Raw genomic sequence first — 21,941 nt, 5'->3', positions numbered from 1 at the left:
CAGCAGAAAATATGGCCAGGTTTGCCATCATCCTTTTCTCCATTCACTGATGTTCCAGTTGTTCTCGACGACGTTGGGATTGGGGACGACGTTCCGCACCGTAGCGCTGATGGTCATGATATTGAGGCCGGTATACAAAGGAATAATGTAGACCTGGTCTGCAAGGCGCTCTAAGAATTGGTGATAGAACTTTACGCGACCGGCAAAGCCTACTGTATTTCTTCCCTGTTGTAGGGCCTGGTCGATGATAGGATCCTTGACGCGGCCGTAGTTGCCCAGACCTGGTTGATCCGCGGTTGGTATTTGCGAGGAGTCGAAAACGGCATATTCATCATCGGGTTCCGGGCTATTTTGATAGCCGAACATGGCCAGGTCATAGGCACCGGTTGCCAGGATACCACCTTGATTATAGAGGCCAAAGAAGGTGTTCAGGGGATAATACAGAATCTGGATGGAAATGCCGGCTGCCAATAAATCCTGTTGGATTCGCCGGGCAGCAGCGGCGCGCAGAGGATTGGAAGCGGTTGTAACAAGACGGAGCGCAAACGGCTGGCCATGGCGGTACAGTAAACCATGTTGACCGGAAAGCCAGCCGGCCTGCGCGAGTAGCTGCCTTGCCATGTGGGGGTCAAAAGGGGCCGAAGCAATGCTGGAATCATAGACGAGCGAGGGAGGAGGCTCGACCTGGTCTGCAAGGCGCGAACAATCTGGCATGTGCAGCGCCTGTTCAATGATGGCGCACCTGTTGATTGCCATTTGAATTGCGCGCCGTACCCGCACATCTTGAAAAATAGGACGAGCCAGGTTGAAGTCAAGGTGCTCATAGGAGGCAGCGGGTGTTTCGCGTAGTTGCACGCCTGCCGGAAGGTGGACAAGGCTTGAGAGATCATCTTCCATATATCCCTCGCTGATGTCAACCTGCTGCTGCTTGACTGCGCCGGTGAGCGCGGTAAGATCGTTGTAAGAGCGGTAAATGAGTTGTGAAACAAATGGGCCGGAGAATGTCGTCGAAGTGTAGTAGGGGTCTGGTTTCAACGTATAGCTCTTTCCATTCTCGAAGTGGGCAAGCATGTAGGGGCCATCGGTTACAGTGGGGGCCAGGTAGACGCTCGTCATGTTTTGCAGGTCGATGTCTTTTAGCTTGCCCCAGGCGTGCTGGGGAGCGGCATATGGCAGATACGACAGGTAGGGACCGTATGCGTGTTTCATATGCAGGATCACGGTGAAGTTATCAGGCGTATCGATGCTGGCTATCTGGTCGTACCCGCTCATGGTGATCGCTCCAGTATTTGGGTCCTGGTCGAGATGCCACCAGTATTGAAAATCGCTTGCCAGGATCGGCTGGCCATCCGACCAGCGCAGATCGTGACGCAGGTGCATAATGATAGTCTTGCCATCATCCTTCACACCACCATTCGCGGGCAGGGGCACTTCAGTCAACTGGTCGGGTTGGATGTGAAACCGGTTGTCATAATAGACGGGCGCAGACCAGAGCGCCGCGCTCACCTCAAGATCGACCGCGGAGGCCGAAAACAAAGGGTTAACCGCATCAGGAAATCCTCTGTCTGCGAAGATAATCGTGCCACTGGTTGAGCCGTGAGGAGGCGATGGAGGCATGGATGGAGTTGTGCTACACGCGACAACCAGCCATATCAGCAGTAGGGGCAGTGCTTGCCGCGCCCACCATGACACTTGACGCACCGGCAGCATTCGCACCGGGGGCGCGGCAAGCACTGCCCCTACTGCTGTACGCGCCATTAGTGACCGGTAGCCACAATTTTTTGCGCCGTTTTTACCAATTGATACGAGCTAACCGGTATGTACGAGGGGCTATTCCCGTTTTCACCCTGGAAGACCACTACAACATCCGTCAGAAACTGATCAGGCGCCCAGTCAATCACCGTCACGCCTGCCGCATCTCGTGAATCGCTTAGCATATGCATCTGGTGGCCGATATGGAAAATCTGTAACGACTGGGCAATCGTCAGCAACATCTTTTCATTCACGCCCATTTGCTGGTTGCCAACGATCCAGAAGACAACGTTATTCTGCTGGTAAATCAGCTCGCTGCGCCCGCCATAGGCCCATTGAGGCAGCGATTGACCATCTTGTAATGCCCATTGCCCATCGACATAAATTGCTTTCGCCTCGCCATATTGATCGATTTCTACCGGGTGAGCTGCACCCTCCTGCACCAGCTGGAGCACATCCTCATTGGGCAGGAATTCGCGCACGATAATCTGATTATTCGCATCCGGTTTCTGGCCGTTGAGCGTATAAACCAGATCCAAAATGGGACCATTCGCCCATTGCTGCCCTGTATCCTCCAGAAGTACGGCGGTCAAGGAGTAGTCACGTGGAATCATTTGCGGCCAGTACATCGGGAAACTTAATCGTTGTATCGCCTGTGATAGCGATATTTGCTGGGGCCACTCGCGCGCATCAAAATCATATGTACCATGATGCCTGTGTACGCCGGTCGGATAATGCTCTACCTGGTAGACACCGCTGTGTGATCCTTGCAGTAAAAGGGCCATGCCCGAAGTAAATGATGGCGCCGTAAACGCTACCGTGAAAAGCATCACGAGCATCAGAACGCACGCAAAAGCCAGTAAGGAACGATTGACGACGATGCCATGTATGCTGCTGCTAATGACTTCCTTTGCGGAGCGCGGCGCAGTGAAAAGACGCCGTCGCAAATGAAGGCGACGAAAGACACGCGCGCTTGTTTTCTTTTCAAAGCCATGTTCAGCGGGGCGAAAACGTGGGTCTTCGGCTTGCAGTAATGTTTGTACGAAAAGAGGAGGCAGCTCTTCTTGCTCAGCAGAAAAAAGCGTATTCAGTTCCTGCGCGAAGGCCAGGTCTTCCTCGCTGAAGTCAGGCGGAATCGCTTCCTTGCGCAGTAAGCAAGAGATGGGATCATCATCTTCCCTATTCATTTGTGTGTCAAATTCGCTCATACTCATATGCGTGCTCCTTGAGCGTTTCGCGTAAGCTTTTCCGCGCGCGCCAGAGCCGGGTATCGACAGCGTGGCGTGTGAGGCCAGTTTTCGCTGCCAGTTCCTCGGTACTGGCAAATTTAAAATAGCGTTGGATAATAAGATAGCGGTCAAGCTCTGGCAACGTCGCCAAGGCCAGGCGCAGTTCTTCGCGCCTTTCACTCTGCTCCAGCAGGTGTTCCATACTAAATTCTGGATGTGGTGGAAGCGTCACGCGGGTATCGTTGTCGTATCCTCCCCACCCATATCCTTTGCGCCCGCCTCCATCCGATGATGCCCATTGACGATTTTCGTCCGCCGATTGCATATTGTGGGTCTGGCGGCGACATAATTGACGGCGCCGGTCCAGGGCAATATATTTTGCGCGCATCGTCAACCAGGTACGTAGCGTACCACGTTCAGAATCGAAGGTTTCGATTTCTTGCCAGACGGCAACAAAGAGGTCGTTGACGCACTCTTCCGCATCCTGGGTGACGCCCACACCATCAAGTACCAGGCGAATAAAATAAAACACCTCGCGCGAGTAACGAGAAATGAGAGTCTCAAGGGCTTCAGTGTTGCGTTCTTGCAGCAACCGTGCCAACTCTTCATCTGACCAGTTTGGTCGCACCATACTTGCTCCTTAAAGGATCTGAGTATGCAGCTTACGTATTGAACAAAACACTGCTTCCACCTCTTTAGCAGTGTCGCCTCTTTCCCTGGTGGCCTGCCTGACTTTATGTCGATGTGCAGCATCCCTACCAGGTCAAAACGACGATAAAAGCAGCATATCTGATCGGTGGTGCTCTCGCCTTCACTATAGTTATACGTCTGTTAGAACAAAAATCTCTCAAGGAGTCGCGCCATGAGGGATGTTCAGCAGGACAAAGCTCATAGGAAAGACTTCTTTCAATTTTGCTGCAAATCCTCTGAAATGTCAAGTTTTTGGTGCCTGGTGATTACCTATAAGCGCGCCAGGGATTCTTCGTTGCACTCAGAATGACATGCCCCACCATGTCATTCTGAGTGCAACGAAGAATCCCTGGCGCCCTCCATGCAGCTGAGCCGACGGACTTCTGGGTAATCACCAATTTGGTGCAGCAAAGCAGGAGAAAAGGCGTCAACCGGAGCAAACACCATAGTGAGCTTCATAGCGTGCGCATGCTATAATACTCCAAAGAGCAATGCTGGGATGCGCTGCATTCTATCTGGAGGTATCTATCTATGACTTTTTCCATCGTTGCGCGGGACCCCAACGCGGGTGAACTAGGAATTGCCGTTCAGTCTAAATTTCTGGCTGTTGGCGCGGTTGTGCCATGGGCCAGGGCGGGAGTAGGCGCGATTGCTACACAGGCCTGGGCTAATACGACCTACGGACCATCGGGCCTGGAGCTGCTGGCGCGTGGTTTATCCGCTCAAGAGACCATTGCGCGTCTTACAGCTGCTGATGATGGACGGGCCAATCGCCAGGTAGGCATCGTTGCCGTGCATGGCGAACCCGCTACCTTTACCGGCGACGATTGTTTTCCGTGGGCCGGTGGTCATACCGGGGAGCATTATGCTTGTCAGGGCAATATTCTCGTAGGAGAAGAAACGGTATTGGCTATGGCTCGCACATTTGAGCAAACAGACGGGCATCTCTGTGATCGCTTGATGGCCGCGCTCGCGGCAGGTCAGGCTGCCGGGGGCGATAGCCGGGGGCAGCAATCGGCAGCGTTGCTGATCGTGCGTGAAAAAGGCGGCTATAGTGGCTTCAATGACCGTTTCATCGACCTGCGGGTTGATGATCATCCCCGGCCAATTGAGGAACTGCAGCGCATTCTGCAATTGCATAAACTGTATTTGTTTCCCCCTGCACCCCAGGATATCCTGCCCATAGACGATGCATTGGCCCGCGAATTGCAGGAACTGCTCACCACCAGTGGCGACTATAAAGACAGTGTCAACGGCTCCTATACTACTGCTACGCGCGATGCATTTCGCCAATTTGTAGGGCGCGAAAATCTCGAGGAACGCTGGTTCGAGGATGCGCGTATTGACCGTGTGGTGCTGGAGTTCATGCGCGAAAAATTACGGGCATAAAAATGGGCCTGGACAAATTGCCCGGTAAAGAATACCAACGAATCGGCCCCACGGCTCTGCCGTAGGGGCCGATTCATCGCGCCCACCGCCGATTGATCGGCCTGCGCGGGAATTCCGTCGACTCAATATTTTGTTCCTGACCTACGGAGCCGCGATCAAATCAGGGACGAGATTGTTAGAAACAGGCGACCCCAGCCCGGTCGGGAAGTCATAACCGGGGCCTGCATTGCAAATGCCGCCCGAACTACCCGTCGTAATGTCATGGTAGTCCTTAGCATATTTTTGCGGGTTGCTGGCCACGCTGTACAGCTCGATGTCAGCGTTCATGAATGTGTGCTGGCGCCCGCTATTGGCATCGGCCAGTACTCCAGACCAGATAGGCGCTCCGATGCTGGTACCGGCAACTTCTACAAAGCCGCCGAAATCGGAATCGTACATGGCCATACCGGTAGCGACCATGGCAACGTCCGGCACGCCGCGTTTGGAATTATTGTTGAAGCCGTTCTGGTAGGACGGAACATGCTCGAACTTGCTCAAGCCACCGCCGCTGCCGCTCCATGTTGTCTCGCTAACATAGGTGCCATCCTGCTTAATCGTGAGCACGGTGCCGCCCACGGCTACAACATCAGGAGATGCGGCCGGGTAACTTACTCCACAACCGCTGTCGCCGGACGAAGCGGTGAAGGTAACTCCCTTAGCATTACCGGCAGCGAAAATGGCATCGCCATGAGCTCCTTTTTCACCGGGGCGCTCTTTGCCACCGAAGCTCATCGAGACATCGGCCGCGCCCTGGTTGGCATAAGCATCGCCAGCCGCCTGGTCAAGGCGCTTGAACGTTGGATTGACGGCGACTTCCAGCACAATTGTGGCCTGAGGGGCCACCGCGTGTGCCATTTCGACATCCAGGTCCGTCTCCAATCCCCAGCTTGATGGCGCTGAGCAAACCTTTTTGCCTTGCGGGTAGACCACTTTGACGGTCGTAGAAGGCAGGCCGAATGCCTGATCATACTGGTCGAGGTCGGACTGGACATGCGGATTGCCACAGGCATCGACAATGGCAATGGTGATGCCCGCGCCCTGCTGGCTTAACTGGTCGATTCCATAAGCCTTGCGAAACTGCTGCGGAGTAAAACCGTTGACATTGGGCGCTCGAGTGCCGTGAGCATTTTGCAGGATAATCGTTGGGTAGGCGATAGCGTTATCGAATTGATCCGCCTCTGACGTGCTTTGTGCGAAAGCGGTCGCCCCCGAACCAACGATGCCCAGCAGGAAGGTCAAAATGAAAGCTAACGCGCTGATCTTGCGTATCATGCTTGCTACTCCTTTGTAGTGAAATGCAATGGGAAAGATGGCCCACCCGGTTTCTGAAAACACTTAGTAGGCCATCTTTGTATACGTTCATTGCCTCAGCAATGGCATCACTTGCTGGTGCTGCGGGATTACGGAGCCGCGATCAAATCAGGAACGAGCGCGTTCCCAACTTCGGTACCTAATCCGGTTACAAAGTCATAGCCGGTCTTGGCGCTGCAAATGCCACCGGAGCTACCAGTCGTAATGTCATGGTAGTCGGTTGCGTACTTGCTAGAATTGCTGGCCACATTGTACAGTTCGTTGTCGGCATTCTGCATGCTATGCGCGCGCTTCTGGTTGACTCTTGCCAGCACACCGGCCCACAAAGGAGCAGCAACGCTGGTGCCACCGACGACAATGAATCCGCCGATATCGCTGTCATACATGGCAACGCCGGTATTCGGATCGGCAACCATAGCGACATCAGGAATGCCACGCTTCGAATTGTTATTGAAACCGTTCTGGTAGGACGGGCGGCTTTCGAATGCACTGGTGCCACCACCGCTGCCATTCCATGCAGACTCGCTCTTGTAGCTGCCATCCTGATTGATAAACAGGCTGGTGCCGCCAACAGAGGTGACGAATGGCGAAGCGGCAGGATACTGGGCGCCGCACCCGCTGTCGCCAGAAGAGGCGGTGAAGCTTACACCCATTGAATTGCCGGTCGAGAAGATGCCATCAGCGCTTGACCCGGTCTCGCCGGAAAACTCGTTACCACCAAAGCTCATGGAAACGATGGTCGCACCTTGTTTTGTGTAAGCGTCTTTGGCCGCGTTAAGCAGGTCGCTGAAGGAAGCGCTGCGCGCCTCTTCTAGTACGATCTTGGCCTTCGGCGCGAAATCATGCACCATCTGGATATCCAGGTCCGTCTCGACGCCCCAGCCGCCTGGGTCTGAACAGGGCGTTCCCTCGGGCTGGACAACTTTAATCGTGGTACTCTTCAAACCAAAAGCCTTGTCGTAGGCATTGAGGTCAGCCTGCGCGTGAGGATTGCCACAGGCGTCATCGATGGCTACGGTAACGCCCTTACCGCTATCTTTCTTGCTGATCTGGCTGATAGCATAGGCTTTACTCAGCTGCTGCGGTGAAAAACCTGAGATGTTTGGTGCCTGCGTACCATGCGTGGTTTTCAAAATAAAATCAGGATGCGCGAAAAGATGCGCGAGAGGATCCGACCCCGAAGGGCTTTGCGCGAAAGCGATTGCCGCTGAACCAAAGATGCTCAGCAGGGTGGCCAGGACGAGTACTGACCAGGTAATTTTTCGCATGTGTTGGCTATGCTCCTTTTCTTCGTGTTGACAACAGGAGATGCAAGCGTTTCTTGTCCCCCACAGGCAAGTTTAACTGAACATATTGATAAAAGTCAACCCTTTATTCTACTGATTGTGATTTTCCTGTGTAAAAGAAGGAAAAGAAGGAGAAGCGTTAGTAGGAGTGGAATATTGCAAAAAAGCGCGCCCTCTGGACCGTAATCCAGATTGAGCGCACTTTTTCTGCTAGCCTGCTAGTCTATTACTTGATATTCAGCACCGGTATCTTCGAAACGGTCCAGCGGTCATTAGGGCTGGCCACCTCGAATTGCACCATAGAGATGGCATCGGTCGGACAGCGCACGATACACAGCCCGCAGCGGATGCACTTCTCCTCGTCGATGATCATATCGGCGCCGCCTTGCCAGGTTTCCGTTCCCAGGTGCAGCGGGTCGCCTTTGACCACACGCGAAAGTCCCTCCATACTGATGCAGTCGTAGGGGCAGATGTCGACGCAGCCAGAACAGAGAATACAGATTGATGGATCAATCATGATATTCAACTGGCATTGCAAGCAGCGCCGGGCCTGCTCTACCGCCTGCGCGGGCGTGTAGCCTGTCTCAGTCTCGCGTGTGTTGCTGTAGCGCTCCTTCAGTGGTAGAGAGGGCATCATCTGGAACGGGATAGACTCGTAGTCATCAACCATGCCGCGCCGGTAATCAGGCAGTTCGACCTCTTCAGCTGGTTCAGCGGGCTTATCTTCGCCGCCGAGATAGCGATTGATGGCAATCGCCGCGTCGCGCCCATCACCGATGGCAGAGATCAGATTGCGCGAGCCTTCGGTATAGTCGCCACCTGCGAAGAGGCCGGGGTAACTGGTCATCCAGGTTTCCCGATCCACCAGCGGTACGCCTGAGCGTTTGTTGACCTCCAGCTTCAATTCATCGGCCTGTATCCATGATGCATCGCTATACTGGCCAAATGCCGCGATAATCGTATCGGCCTCGATCACAAATTCGGTGCCGGGAATGGGTATCGGACGGCGACGCCCGCTGGCGTCGGGATCGCCCAGCTTGTTGCGAATCAATTTGAGGCCGCTGGCGTGGATGCCATCGTTGCTCAATACTTCGAGCTGCGTGACGAGGTATTGGAACTCGACATGCTCGAACTCTGCCTCATCGACCTCGTACTCGTCGGAACCCATTTCCTCTTTTGAACGGCGATACAACACGTAGACCTTTTCGGCGCCAAAGCGCACCGAGGTCCGGCAGCAGTCCATAGCCGTGAAGCCGCCGCCCAGCACGATAACCTTTTTGCCGATGAAGGCAGGCTCACCGAAATTGGTCTTGGCCAGCAACTTGATGCCATCCTCCACGCCTTTCAGGTCCGCTCCTGGAATGACCTTGTTATCCGGGCCGGTCAGAGGATTAGAAATGTAGCAGCCCGCCGCCAGATAGACCGCGTCATACTGTTTCAGCAGGTCGGTAAGCATGACATCGCGCCCAACACGCGTATTATAGTGCATCTCTACGCCCAGGTCGTCCATGTATTCGTTGCACTCTTCATATGTAACCGAGCGCGGCAAACGCCATACCGGAATACCGTTCACCATCACGCCGCCTGCAACGGGGTCGGCCTCGTAGACCGTGACAGGGTAGCCCATTTCCCGCAGGTCGCGCGCGCAGGCCAATCCCGCTGAACCCGCGCCGACAATCGCCACCTTCTTCTCTTTAGTAATCGGCGGCCGCTCGGCATGATGCCGGTATTCGCGGTGATCGGCGGCGGCGCGCTTCAACCAGCAAATGGCTATCGGCTTGCCGTCGATCTTGTTGCGACGACACACAGGCTCACAGGGACGCGCGCACGTGCGACCAAGCACGCCGGGCACGACATTGCACTTTCGGTTCAGCAGGTACGCCTCATCGAAGCGTGCCTGCGAGATCAGGCCGATATAGGTAGATACATCTGTGTGTGCCGGGCAGCCTACCTGGCATGGAATATTCGTCTGATACCAATCGGGCGTCGCCACTATCGACTGGTATCGTGCTTCCAACTCACTATCGGGATCAATCATCGAAAAATCCTTTCCTGAGTATCCAGCTCGTCAAATGCATAGACCTGTATTTCTGACTGTGGATCTCGGCACTTGCTCATGTTGCCTGGTTTCTTACCGCCTGGTCATTTCGTCATGCTCGATGAGTCCGCGCTCTAGCGCAACCGGCGTCTCGCTTTCAGGCAAGATGATGAAGGGCGGGAATTTGTTCTGTATATGATTTCTTTTGTTGCGCAAGATAAACATACCACGCATATGTGGTTTCTTATCAGATTATAGCACAGGCGGGAATGAGGGACAAGGCAGATTGATTCCCCATTCTGCCTTTTGAAAACTGATCCTTTCCATTATATTCGATAAAAGGGCATTAAGAACACCGGATAGTTGTCTCAGGGCAGACTTGAGGCTCCTCCTACCCTTCTGCATACTATCCGGTGTTCTCCATATCATTGAGTCTCTGGGCGCAATTTCATACGCCCATGTAGACTTTCAAGATAAGATTATGGCCCAGACAGGACGCAACCGCGCACGTGGTTGTCCCATTCCTTCTGCACCTCGTAAGGATGGCCATTCCAGTTGACGTCCCCGTTGCCGGGACCAAAAATCCAGGCGCACTTGTCGCCGATTTCATATCCGGCCAGGTCGTACCAGGCGTTCAGAAGTGGGTCGGTCGCCGCCTCCATCTGCTCGTGAGAGGTGACATTGATGGTGCTATCGGCATCAAAATCATTATTGGGGCTGTAGGAAACGCCGCAAGCCGAAAGATTCGTGCCCGTATAGGGCATCGCGGCGTAGAGCGTGTTGCTGCCGAAGTAGCCATGATAGGCGCAGAAACTTGTGAAGCTGCACGAACTGCCATCACAGATGTTTTCTCCCCTGGCCGTGAAGACAAAGAAGACGTTATTGATGCTCGATGACCAGTGATTGACGCTCTGCGCGTGCGTCACTTCACCCTGGATTTGCGCATCTGAAAGCGTGCCGCTGGGATAAGCTGCTGTATCCACCCAGGAACCGCCTAGAACAGCATTGCTGGGATAACCGCCGCCACTTTGCGTATACTGTGTGTTGTTGTGATACAGCCCGGAACCGCCTACATCACCGAAGTATCTGAGAATGAGACTGTTATACGTGGGACTGACATACGAGCCTGTCGGCTCCCAGAAGATGGTATATGCATAAGCAGTACCCGCCATTACCGGGCCACCGTGGTAGCGCAGGTTGCCATAGCCTGCATTTGGATGAGCGTTCTGGTGCGTTCCCAGACGCGTTGCTGATAAATGCGTCCTGCTGATAGACGCCGCGCTCGCGCTTAAAGGTTGCAGTAGCCCCACTACGAGAAGAACAATAGTGAGGAAAGGAATCAGAGGAAGAATGCTTGCTCTTCGTTTCAAGTAAGACACCTCTTTCTCTTACCATCTTGCCCAACGCGAAATGCTACACACGACTCCCAAGTCGCCTGCGTGAGCGAGATGAATAAGTGCCGACGACGTGATTGATCTACATCCACTTGACGACGACATTTCGATGAGCAGGCCTCAGGAGATCGTACCAGCCCCCAGCCGGCGATCACTACTCAGTATCTAGTATATAACATATTTTTTTCTGCTTTGCAAACTCTGTAGTTGCAATTTGCTCTATTTTCGCATATCGCACCATTACAAAGTCCGTAGAATTTATTCATGCATATTCTGAGAACCAATAATCGCAAGCAAGCCGCCTAACAAAGCCGAACGGGACGCAACGCTGCTTAAAAGAAGGTATTCGCCGGGGCTATGATCAAGCCCACCTATTGGCCCCAGGCCATCCAGAACGGGCACGCCGAAATGTGAGACATAGCTTCCATCTGACGAACCACCTGTACTGACATGATTCAGGGGAAACCCGAGAAAGCCGGCGATCTCTTGTGCGGCCCCTGCCAGTTTCAAGCTCACAGGTGTGGATACCATCGGTTCTTTAGCATCTGGTGAAACCTCCAATGTCAAATCTACACCGGGTACGAGTTTCTGTTTCATCATTTCTTGCCAGCGCTGCTCGGTTTCGTTTCTATCATTGCTGTGTAAATAGCGCAGATCGAAGCGTGCCTGCGCGTGTTCCGGGACGACATTGAGCGCTGTTCCTCCCGAAATCAGACCCGGGTTGATAGTGATGCCCTCGCGCCAACCATTCAGGCTTTGAAATTGGAGTACCTGGTGCGCGATTTCGGTGATCGCGTTCAATCCCTTCTCCGGTTCAACGCCCGCGTGTGCGGATCGACCGCGCGCGACCAGCGTATAGCCGGAGTTGCCTTTGCGGGAACTGACGATATCCCCATTTGCGCGCGCCGCCTCCAATACCAGCGCTCCCTGGCAGTTGCGGCACATTGCCTCAATCAAATCGATGCTATGCCGGTACAGGATTTCTTCATCGGAGACGCAGAGAAACCGCAACTCGGCGAAAGGACGTGTCCCCATCGCCAGCAGTGCCTCGATTGCGTAGATGGCCGCCAGGATGCAGCCTTTCATATCGCAGACGCCGGGACCAAGGGCGATATCGCCCTCGATGCGCAGCGGGCGTTCGCCAGCTGTTCCAACGGGGTAGACCGTATCGATATGGCCGAGCAGTAGCACATTGCCGCTCCCCTCGCCGTGCATACTGCCGGTCAAATCGTTGCCGCAGGCTTCACGTTCGACAATGTTGACCTGCATGCCGAGTTTCCGCATGCGTGCCCCCAATTTGACAGCCATAAGATCGAGGCCGGGTTTATAGTGACTATCCGAGTCGATAGCGCAGAGTTCGCGCAACTCTTCAATATACTGTGGCAGGTGTTTCTGTGTGTAGTCACGCACACCTGATACAAGGGAGTGTAAGTCCATAAAATAGTGCTTTAAAAAATCTAGCTATCGCTTTGATTTCTATCTTGTTGTTAATGAGATACAGGAATCAAAACGGAAAATCAATGTAGGGATATTATATAGTATCACGCCCTGGATGTGTTTAGTGAATTGCGAATAGTTTGGTTAGTCGCTGCATTTCTCATCTCCCATTCCCGTAAGATATACTCAAGGCAAAAGAACTATTTTATGTTTTGCATAGCAAAGGAGCTAATCAACCATGCCCAACACCGGTGATACCTCTTCTACCATCAATTCGCAGGCAGGAAGTGGGCCGCGCACTGTGCGTGCGCCACGTGGCACGGCGCTCACCGCCAAAAGCTGGCTCACAGAAGCGCCGATACGCATGATTATGAACAACCTCGACCCCGACGTGGCCGAGAAACCGGACGAGCTTATTGTTTACGGCGGCATCGGCAAGGCAGCGCGCAACTGGGAATGTTTCGACCGCATAGTCGAGACGCTCAAAAATCTGGACGAAGACGAAACTCTGCTCGTGCAATCGGGCAAGCCGGTCGGCGTGTTCAAAACCCATCCTGACGCGCCGCGCGTACTCATCGCCAACTCCAACCTGGTGCCGCATTGGGCAACCTGGGAGGTTTTCCGCGAACTCGACCGCAAGGGCCTGATGATGTACGGCCAGATGACTGCCGGTTCGTGGATTTACATCGGCAGCCAGGGTATCATACAGGGGACGTATGAAACCTTCGTGGAAATGGGCCGCCAGCACTTCGGCGGTGACTTATCCGGTAAATGGATACTGACCGCGGGTTTGGGAGGGATGGGTGGCGCTCAGCCATTGGCTGCCACCATGGCAGGCGCCTCCGTGCTTGCCGTTGAGGTAGACCAACAACACATCCAGCGCCGTCTGCATACTGGCTACTGCGATACAATCGCCAGTACGCTGGACGAGGCGCTCGATCAGATTCGCGAAGCAACCAATCTCAAACAACCGCTCTCTATCGGACTGCTTGGCAACGCGGCTGACATCTATCCTGAACTGGTGCGCCGCGGAATTAAGCCGGATATGGTCACCGATCAAACATCTGCGCATGATGTTCTGAACGGATATATTCCTGCCGGTTTGAGCCTTGCGGAAGCGGCGGAACTTCGCCAGCGTGACCCTGAAGGCTATGTCAAGCGGGCGAAGGAATCGATTGCGAAGCAGGTGCGCGCGATGCTGGAGTTCTACCATCAGGGAATTCCGGTCGTCGATTACGGCAACAACCTCCGTCAGGTGGCGTATGAGGCGGGTGTGACAAATGCGTTTGATTATCCCGGCTTTGTACCAGCTTATATCCGCCCGTTATTCTGCCGTGGCATCGGCCCGTTCCGTTGGGTGGCCCTCTCCGGTGACCCGGAAGATATTTACAAAACTGATGCCAAAGTAAAGGAACTGATCCCGGATAACCCGCATCTGCACCGCTGGCTGGATATGGCACGCCAGAAAATCCATTTCCAGGGCTTGCCTGCACGCATCTGCTGGGTGGGGTTAGGCGAGCGCGCAAGGCTTGGGCTGGCGTTCAATGAAATGGTCGCCAGAGGCGAACTCCGCGCACCAATAGTCATTGGCCGCGACCATCTTGATTCCGGCTCGGTCGCCAGCCCTAACCGTGAAACCGAAGGGATGAAAGACGGCTCCGATGCAGTTTCCGATTGGCCGGTACTCAATGCTCTGCTCAACTGCGCGAGTGGTGCGACCTGGGTCAGTTTCCATCACGGTGGCGGAGTCGGCATGGGCTTCTCACAGCACGCCGGGCAGGTAATAGTGGCCGACGGCACACCAGCAGCTGCAAAACGCCTGGAGCGGGTGCTGACCAACGACCCCGCATCCGGCGTTATGCGACATGCTGACGCCGGATACGAAGAAGCCATAGAGTGTGCGAAGGAAAACGGGCTTAATTTGCCGATGATTTTCTAGCTGTATCTGTCGCACCTCTATCAGATATCAGAAAGAACACGCAGCACTGCCAAAGTGTGCTGCGTGTTCGTGTTATGCGTCCGGGAAATTCGGGATGCCTCATGGCTGTGCTTATGCACTGGCTATTTTAAATTGGAACACCGGCATAGTTTCAACGCCTGGCGAAACTAGGTTGTCGGTGTTCTCGTCGTGTTGTTGATCTTCCAGGTCCCGTTTTCATCGGTAAGGTTTGTGGGGAAAGAAAATGTCCTGTTGCTGTTATTGACGGCAATCACGATTGTACCGGTCGCCGAGGAGCCATTTTCTTGCACATTGCTCACTGTACAGCTCTTGATTCCCCCCAGAACTGGCGAATTCAGCAATTGCTCTCCGGTGTTAAAAGAGTTCTTATACTGCTGTAAGCTTACTCGCGCCTGAAACTGAGAGGAGAGCTGGTTATAGGCTTCCTGCGCGTCATTGGTCTGAAGCGCATTGCAGTAAGCCTGTAATGTTTTGGTCGGCGTGGAGCGATTCACATACCAGAAAGCTGCTGCCGCCGCGCCAATGATGATTAGCAGAAGAACAATCAGCCCGATCCATAATCCCAACCGGCTCTTTCTTGCAGGCGCGGCAGGCTGTACCGGCAGTCCAGGTGAGGTTGTGCCGGATTGACCATAGGCATTATATTGACCGGGTTGAACCGGTGGCGCATATGGCTGCTGCGGTGGCGTGCCGTAGTTCGGGTAATCCGGAGTGGGCGGTGGATAGTTTGCAGGCGGTGGATATGCTCCGGCATTTGGATTATAATTCGGCGCTGGGGCAGCGGGCGGTATCCCTGCCGTGGGTGCGTAACTCGGATTGCTCCATGCATTCGGGTTGGCAATCGTTGCTTCAGACTCCTGATTACCGTCTGCCCCATACGTCTGGTAAGAGAATTCTGTGCTGCCGATGCGAATAAAATCGTTCGGCTTCAGTTCATGAGGCACATTCGGCGCCAGGCGCTGCGAATTGATGAACGTTCCATTGGTGCTGCCGAGATCGGTGATCACGTAGCCCTCACCCTGCGGGTGAATCTCGGCGTGCCGTGATGATGCCTGGGCATCATTTAAAGCAATCGAATTATCCCTGCCTCGACCAATTGTTACACTATCCTGCCCCAGCATAAATTGACCTGATGGGCTGTTAAGAGCAGCTCTCACGTTCGGCTCCTTTTATTTATTATTGTATGCCATTGATTTTCCAATCATTGTTGCTATTATGATCCTCGACGAGCAAGATGATCGCGGAGGCTGGTGACCCGCTCGCGTTTTTAAAGGTTGTATCGGCTGCCGCGTTGATTCCAGAGACAATGATCTTACTATAAGAACACGTGAGACCCGCGAAATCCGTCTCAAACTGCGCTTCCGTGTTTCGGCTTTTCAAATCGCTGGAGAGCGTGCTATAGGCGGTCTGGTAATCACCGCTTGCCAGGGCATTGCAAAAAGTGGTCATCGTCATCTCAGGTGAGGAAAGCAGTATACTGATCTTCCAATTGTTGCTGCTGTCCTGTAAGAGCGTGACCGTTCCATGATAGGTATGTCCCGATGTAACGAGCGTCAAGGTCGCGGTTGCAGTATTGGCAATGATATTGGCGGAACTATGCATGCAGGAAGTGGTCTTGCCCAGGGCCTGTGCGGTGGCGGCGTACTGAGGCTCGGTTTCCATATTTTGTAAGGAAGTCGCAAGCTGGTTATAAGCCGCGGCATAATTTTGCGCTTGCAGGGCCTGGCAATATGCATCCAACGTCTTCTCAGGCGTAGGGCGAGCGAAATAGAAAAGTGCGGCTCCCCCTGCTATCAACAGCACAAGCACGATGAGCGAAATCCATAGCCATGTTCTGCGACGACGTGCAGGCGGGGCCGCGGGCACCACAGTGGGAGCTGGCATAGCCCAGGGATAACCTGGGCTGCTGCCTGGATATCCTTGCTGCGGGAATGGTGGCCAGTAGCTCGGTCCACCAGCTGGCGGCGGCGTTCCTTCTGGGATTGCTACGCCATACGCTGTATTTTCTGTAGCAGCAGGCACGGCGGGAGAGAAACCTGAAGAGATGCTGTGATCCTGCTGGGGCATCTCTTGTTGCTGATTCGCCTCGGCCTCTGGTTGCGCAGTTCCGGCTGGCGGAACCTCTTGCATTTGCTCCGAACTGCTTTGCCATGGGGGTATACTATCCGCCTCGTAAGTGAATGTCGTGTCGCCGATGGTAATCGTATCGCCGGGATTCAGTTTGCGGGGCATATCCCATGCCAGGCGCTGCCCATTTACAAACGTACCGCTGCCGCTTCCCAGGTCAGTGATGCTATAGCCCTGACCATCCGGGCGAATCTCCGCCTGGTATTCTGCTACATTGGCATCATGCAGTACCAGCTGGTTATCGGGACTACTTCCGATAGTGAGAACCGCCGGTTCCAGGACTGTTCTTCCCATAGGGCCGTTGAGTGCTGCTTGCATACTCTAGCTCCCTCTATTGCGTTGGAAAATTAATGGCATCGATCTTCCAGGTACCATTCTCCTGTACCATATTGGTTGCCCCGTTAACTGACCCTGAATTGGTGAAAAACGTCAGGGTCGTTGTTGCGCTACTACCATTCACAGCAGGGGTACTGTAGGAGCATGAAGTGGCTGAAGAGAAGAAATTGGCAAAGTCAGCCTCAGAGATCTGGGTCTGGCGGAAACTGGATAGCTGGTTGTAGGCAGTTTGATAATCCCGATTTTTAATGGCGTTGCAGAATGTATCCAGCGTCTTCGTGGGAGTGGATGCATTTGCTGCCACAACCGCGAACAAAAGGATTGCGAGTACTATTACAACACCCACCACGCCCAGCACGATCCAGAGTGTGCGCCGGCTCTGCCGTGCGGGAGGTGCGCCGGCGCCAGGAACTGCTCCAACGGCTGCGCCATAGGCAGGTTGCGCGGCTGGTGCTCCATATGGAGAATAAGCGGGAGGCGGTGGTGCCGCGTAGGGTTGCTGTACCGGTGGCGCCTGGTAATCCAGCGGCGGCTGGTAGGCAGGCGGTGGGCTTGCTTCGTACTGACTGTATGGGGAGGCCGCTGCCTCAGTGGGCAGGTAGGATGGGTTATTTGCGTAAGGGGAAGGAGCAGCAACTGTTGGGTCGTATCCCAGGCCTCCGGGTCCTCCATAGACGGTCGGAGCGATGGGAGCGGCTCCAACCACTTCATAGGAGTAGGTCGTATCGCCGATGCGGATTTTATCCCCTGGATTCAAGGTCGTCGGGGAATTGGGTGAGAGCTTGCGTTCATTCACGAACGTGCCATTCGTGCTTCCCAGATCGGTGATACTATAGCCTTGACCGGCCGGGCGAATAATAGCATGATGTGATGAAGCCTTTGGATCATTCACCACCAGTTTATTATCTGCCAGGCGGCCAACCGTAATCTCGCCAGGCCCCAGATTGATTCGCCCCGAAGGACCATTCAGTACAGCTTCCATGATAGACTCCTCCTAAGTTCCGTTCCTCCAACGACAAAGATGAAATAATGACATTGCCAGTAAGCCATGCTGCATTCTAGCATACATCTCATGTACTGTCGAGTGTGAAATGAAGTAATCTAAACTTGCCATCGCTAGCAAACCATGTCATAATTGGTTGGCATTACAATCCTGGAAACACAAACGTTTTAAATACTGATCTTCATCTTGTGAACGCTCTGTAGCAATCAATTATGAAAGGCAGCTATTGATGGAAGAAAACCCAGGAGCAGCCGTCTCGGACCTTTCGAGTATCGCTGATCGCGACTCCAATATAGTTATTACCACTAACAGATTGACTAAAGTCTATGGCAAGCTTGTCGCCGTCAATGACCTGCATTTAGAGGTAGTGCGCGGCGACGTGTTCGGTTTCCTTGGACCCAACGGCTCCGGCAAAACCACCACTATTCGCATGCTGCTCGGCCTCATCCAGCCCACAGCCGGGCGCGCAGTCATCTTCGGCATGGATACCAGCACGCATATGTCCTCTATTCTGCCGCATATTGGAGCCATCGTCGAAACCCCCGTCTTCTATCCCTATCTGTCAGGACTCGATAACCTGCGCGTCATCGCTACCGCGTCCGGTATGGTCTCGCATCCAGTGAATCACAGGCGTATCGACGAAGTGCTTGACCTCGTCGAACTGCGTAGCGCGGCAAAAATGGCTTATCGCAAATACTCGCTCGGTATGAAGCAGCGCCTTGGCATCGCCGCGGCCCTGCTCACCGACCCGCAGCTCGTCCTGCTCGATGAACCCACCAACGGACTCGACCCTGCCGGAATGTTCGAGATTCGCCAGTTGATCCATCGCCTCTCAGGCCTCGGTAAAACCATCTTCCTATCGAGCCACCTGCTCAACGAAGTGCAGCAGGTCTGCAACCGCGTCGCAATCCTGCAAAAAGGCAACCTCATCAAACAGGGCAACGTCCGCGATTTGCTACTCGGTACCGAACAGATTATGGTGTGTATGAACACCGGGGAAGACCTGCAGTCCGCATTCAACGTCCTGCAATCCGCCCGGGAACAGGGAGCAGACTGGCTAACTGAGGTGCGTATCGAAACCAACCGTCGCGGTGAACCAATGTTGCGCATTCATGCCCCCAGAGTACGCTCAGCGGAAATCAACGCCATGCTCGCGCGTAACAATCTCTACGCCGCCGAACTGCATCCATTCGAAGGCAGCCTCGAAGAAGTCTATCTCGAGCTCACCTCTGGCTCTCCCAGCAATGGCTCTGATATAGGCGCAGCAGCCCGTGGGGGGCGATTGATCGCGCCCACCGCCAGTGTACCGGCCTCCGTGACTCCCAGCAACCTTTCCTGGCCCCCTGCCGGTAACCCGTCATCTCAAACCAACGACAATCAAACGCGAGGAAATCAATGAACACAACGCCACAAACACAACTTGCAGCGGAATTCGATCCGGCCTATGCAGGCGAAACAAACCGCGCTGTGATCACCGGGCGGCGAGATTACTTCAGCACCCTCTTGCGCCTGATCGGTATGGAACTCTATAAAATTCGCCGTCGCCCCATGTCGAAGGTGCTTGGCATCATCAGCATTGTAGCGGTCGTTCTCCTATTCCTGGTTGTGCTGTTCGTCACGCTGCTTCTCGTTCAGAAAAGCGCGATTATTAACTTTTCTCTACTACTTCCGCCTTTTGCTTTCTATCTCGTCACCCAGACGACTCTGATACTCGGCCAGGTGCTGATCGTTATCCTGGTTGGTGCGCTGGTTGGCGGTGAATATGGCGTCGGCACCATACGACTCATGCTCACACGCGGTCCGACACGCTCGCAATTCCTGCTTGCTAAAGTAGGAGCTGCCCTTGCCTGCTGCGCCATCGGCACCATTGTCATGATCGTTCTGGGCATTCTGCTCGGACTTTTTTTCAATCTCTTCACCGGCCTACCCTATAACTTCGACTATTTCACCGGCGCCTGGTTCGGCCATGCTCTGCTCTACGTACTCATCACCATCTTCAGCCTCTTCGTCTACTCCATGCTCGCGCTCTTCCTCGCGACGCTGGGACGTTCAACCGCCGCCGGTATCGCCGGGGCGCTTACGTGGCTGTTGCTAGGAGAAACCATCCTGCGTACTATTCTCGAACTGCTTGGAGAAGCAATCGGAGGGGCTACAGGTGACTTCCTGCGTGCAGTCCCCGATTACTTAATCGGCGCCAACACGGGTGCCCTTCAGCAAAATCAGGACCAGTACCTGAAATTTTTTGGCAACTCCTCACTTGCCACCAGCAGTTCCATCAGCGACCTGCGCGCCACGCTCGTACTCCTGGCCTACCTGCTCGTCTTCATCGGTCTCTCATTGTGGCTCCAGCAAAAACGTGATATAACGAATTGAGATCGTCACCCTAGTAAGGGCGATCCTGGAGGTCGCCCTCATCAAGGTCCATGTTAAACACTGTTACCATCAAAGAATATGCATATGCGCTCGGTTTTGATATCGTCCGCGTTACCGGTGCAGAGGAATTTCCCGAAACTGAGCGCGTCATCAAAGAGCGCATTGCCCAGGGGCTTATGGATGGCCTTCCATGGTTTACTGCCGAACGCGCCGATGTTTCCTGTCATCCTGATGCACTTCTGCCGGGCGCCCAATCCATCATCGCCCTTGCCATGTGCTATCTCACCCAGCAACCCGACGAGGATCCAGGCGATACTCCACGCGGGCGCATCTCCCGCTATGCCTGGGGCGACGACTATCACGACATCATCAAGCCCAAACTGCAACAGTTCGCCGCCTGGCTACGTGAATACGCTCATGACGAAATTGGCAATGTAGAGACCCGCCTTTTTGTTGATACCGGTCGCATGGTAGACCGTGCCGTCGCTCAGCGAGCAGGCCTGGGCTGGTATGGCAAGAATACTAACATCCTGACCAAAGGCTGGGGTTCCTGGATCTTCCTCGCCGAAATTGTCACCAACCTTCCGCTTGGCGGTGACAAAGGTCAGAACTATGACCCTCCGGTGAAAGCGAACTGCGGCAACTGCGAGATTTGCCTGCATGCCTGTCCCACCGGCGCCCTACCGGCTCCCTACGTCCTCGACAACACGCGCTGCATCTCCTATCTCACTATCGAACTGCGCGGCAGCATTCCGCTCGAACTGCGCCCGCTCATGGGCAACCTGATCTTCGGCTGCGATATCTGCCAGCAGGTATGCCCCGTCAACAAAATCGCGGAAAAGCGCCTTGGCCTGCGCGATTCGACTGCCGTATCTCCCAACCCTATACAATCCGCGCGCTACTCGCGCCCCATCCACTTCCAGCCCCGTTCCGCTTTCCAGCCGCGTCCCGGCATTGGCGGCAACCCCGAACTCATTCCCTTGCTCTCTCTGACCGAAGAGGAGTTCCGCGAGCGATTCCGCCATAGCCCCATCAAACGCGCTAAACGTCGTGGCCTGCTGCGCAATGTGTGCGTCGCCCTCGGCAACAGCGGCGACCAACGGGCAGTTCCCGCGCTCATCAACGCCCTGCACGATTCTGAGCCACTTGTGCGCGGTCATGCAGCCTGGGCGCTTGGCCGGCTCGGTGGTCCGCTCGCGAAGGATGCGCTAGAAAAGGCGCTTGTGACGGAAGAAAATGTGGAGGTTCGGGCTGAGATTCGGTGTGCGCTGGATGAGTTCGATCTCGCCTGATACATTTCGAACAAAAAAAGCGCAACTCAACGAGTTGCGCCTGTCATTCACAATCCTTCAGAAGAATAATTACCTCAATTTTGCCGAGACCAGGCAAGAGATGAGCAGAGGCTCGCGAAGCATGAAGTTTTGACTCATACTCCCTGTGAAAGCTACTTTTTCTAGTACGGTTCCCTCCGATGCTGATATCACAGATCACCACACTTGAGGGAAACAAGCCGTACGATCATTAGGGCCGCTCCGCTGCGCCGGTTGCCCGGCTCACACGCGCGGTCTATCCACCAG

At 54.3% G+C, this 21,941-nt stretch carries 17 protein-coding genes; 5 read left to right on the top strand and 12 right to left on the bottom strand.

Translation table 11 applies throughout. From position 1 onward, the window contains the following. Positions 1 to 27: 27 nt before the first annotated feature. The 3 genes from VFA09_23020 to VFA09_23010 are packed head-to-tail and all read right to left on the bottom strand — an operon-like array spanning position 28 to position 3,612. Positions 28 to 1,758 (bottom strand): peptide ABC transporter substrate-binding protein, encoded by a 1,731-nt coding sequence (locus VFA09_23020; GenBank protein ID HZU70161.1) that lies wholly within the window; start codon positions 1,756 to 1,758, stop codon positions 28 to 30. Next, positions 1,758 to 2,966 carry a hypothetical protein gene (locus VFA09_23015; protein ID HZU70160.1) on the bottom strand — a complete coding sequence of 403 codons (1,209 nt, stop codon included), beginning with the start codon at positions 2,964 to 2,966 and terminating at the stop codon, positions 1,758 to 1,760. Before VFA09_23015 ends, VFA09_23020 begins: the two co-directional genes overlap by 1 nt. Further along, on the bottom strand, positions 2,947 to 3,612 hold the full coding sequence (locus tag VFA09_23010) for a sigma-70 family RNA polymerase sigma factor (GenBank protein HZU70159.1): 666 nt from the start codon (positions 3,610 to 3,612) through the stop codon (positions 2,947 to 2,949). The genes VFA09_23015 and VFA09_23010 overlap by 20 nt, the downstream gene beginning before the upstream one ends. Before the next feature lie 590 nt (positions 3,613 to 4,202). Between VFA09_23010 and VFA09_23005 the strand changes: the two genes are divergently transcribed. Next, entirely contained in the window at positions 4,203 to 5,060 is an 858-nt protein-coding gene (locus tag VFA09_23005) for a DUF1028 domain-containing protein (GenBank protein HZU70158.1), read from the top strand. A gap of 141 nt (positions 5,061 to 5,201) precedes the next feature. Here the strand turns inward: VFA09_23005 and VFA09_23000 are convergent, their stop codons facing one another. The 6 genes from VFA09_23000 to VFA09_22975 form a co-directional block, all read right to left on the bottom strand. Further along, positions 5,202 to 6,371: a S53 family peptidase gene (locus VFA09_23000; GenBank protein HZU70157.1), complete on the bottom strand. Its 1,170-nt coding sequence runs from the start codon at positions 6,369 to 6,371 to the stop codon at positions 5,202 to 5,204. A 128-nt stretch (positions 6,372 to 6,499) separates the two neighbouring features. Continuing rightward, complete coding sequence (locus tag VFA09_22995) at positions 6,500 to 7,678, bottom strand: S53 family peptidase (protein HZU70156.1); 1,179 nt, start codon at positions 7,676 to 7,678, stop codon at positions 6,500 to 6,502. Positions 7,679 to 7,922: 244 nt separating this feature from the next. Beyond that, on the bottom strand, positions 7,923 to 9,734 hold the full coding sequence (locus tag VFA09_22990) for an FAD-dependent oxidoreductase (protein HZU70155.1): 1,812 nt from the start codon (positions 9,732 to 9,734) through the stop codon (positions 7,923 to 7,925). 93 nt (positions 9,735 to 9,827) lie between these two features. Further along, positions 9,828 to 9,968, bottom strand: coding sequence for a hypothetical protein (locus tag VFA09_22985; protein ID HZU70154.1), 141 nt, complete (start codon positions 9,966 to 9,968; stop codon positions 9,828 to 9,830). A 245-nt stretch (positions 9,969 to 10,213) separates the two neighbouring features. Further along, positions 10,214 to 11,104 (bottom strand): hypothetical protein, encoded by an 891-nt coding sequence (locus tag VFA09_22980; GenBank protein HZU70153.1) that lies wholly within the window; start codon positions 11,102 to 11,104, stop codon positions 10,214 to 10,216. A 282-nt stretch (positions 11,105 to 11,386) separates the two neighbouring features. Then, positions 11,387 to 12,565: a M20 family metallopeptidase gene (locus tag VFA09_22975; protein ID HZU70152.1), complete on the bottom strand. Its 1,179-nt coding sequence runs from the start codon at positions 12,563 to 12,565 to the stop codon at positions 11,387 to 11,389. Positions 12,566 to 12,803: 238 nt separating this feature from the next. On the opposite strand from VFA09_22975, the gene hutU reads away from it, so the two are divergent. Beyond that, the gene (gene hutU / locus VFA09_22970; protein ID HZU70151.1) at positions 12,804 to 14,504 is read left to right on the top strand and encodes a urocanate hydratase; all 1,701 of its coding nucleotides are present in this window, start codon (positions 12,804 to 12,806) and stop codon (positions 14,502 to 14,504) included. A 167-nt stretch (positions 14,505 to 14,671) separates the two neighbouring features. Here the strand turns inward: hutU and VFA09_22965 are convergent, their stop codons facing one another. From VFA09_22965 to VFA09_22955, 3 genes are read right to left on the bottom strand one after another with little or no spacing between them, the layout of a single operon-like run. Beyond that, positions 14,672 to 15,682, bottom strand: a complete 1,011-nt coding sequence (locus VFA09_22965) for an FHA domain-containing protein (protein ID HZU70150.1) — start codon at positions 15,680 to 15,682, stop codon at positions 14,672 to 14,674. Positions 15,683 to 15,701: 19 nt separating this feature from the next. Next, a complete protein-coding gene (locus tag VFA09_22960) occupies positions 15,702 to 16,970 on the bottom strand; it encodes an FHA domain-containing protein (protein ID HZU70149.1) in 1,269 nt (422 codons plus the stop codon). A 13-nt stretch (positions 16,971 to 16,983) separates the two neighbouring features. Continuing rightward, the gene (locus tag VFA09_22955; GenBank protein ID HZU70148.1) at positions 16,984 to 17,970 is read right to left on the bottom strand and encodes an FHA domain-containing protein; all 987 of its coding nucleotides are present in this window, start codon (positions 17,968 to 17,970) and stop codon (positions 16,984 to 16,986) included. A gap of 250 nt (positions 17,971 to 18,220) precedes the next feature. Between VFA09_22955 and VFA09_22950 the strand changes: the two genes are divergently transcribed. From VFA09_22950 to queG, 3 genes are read left to right on the top strand one after another with little or no spacing between them, the layout of a single operon-like run. Next, positions 18,221 to 19,390, top strand: a complete 1,170-nt coding sequence (locus VFA09_22950; protein ID HZU70147.1) for an ATP-binding cassette domain-containing protein — start codon at positions 18,221 to 18,223, stop codon at positions 19,388 to 19,390. Further along, a complete protein-coding gene (locus VFA09_22945) occupies positions 19,387 to 20,364 on the top strand; it encodes an ABC transporter permease (protein HZU70146.1) in 978 nt (325 codons plus the stop codon). Before VFA09_22950 ends, VFA09_22945 begins: the two co-directional genes overlap by 4 nt. A gap of 50 nt (positions 20,365 to 20,414) precedes the next feature. Next, entirely contained in the window at positions 20,415 to 21,656 is a 1,242-nt protein-coding gene (gene queG / locus VFA09_22940) for a tRNA epoxyqueuosine(34) reductase QueG (protein ID HZU70145.1), read from the top strand. Positions 21,657 to 21,941: the final 285 nt, after the last annotated feature.

It is taken from the genome of Ktedonobacteraceae bacterium (assembly GCA_035653615.1).
In the GTDB taxonomy this organism is placed as follows: domain Bacteria; phylum Chloroflexota; class Ktedonobacteria; order Ktedonobacterales; family Ktedonobacteraceae; genus DASRBN01.
This window is presented reverse-complemented; position numbering and strand designations above follow the sequence as displayed.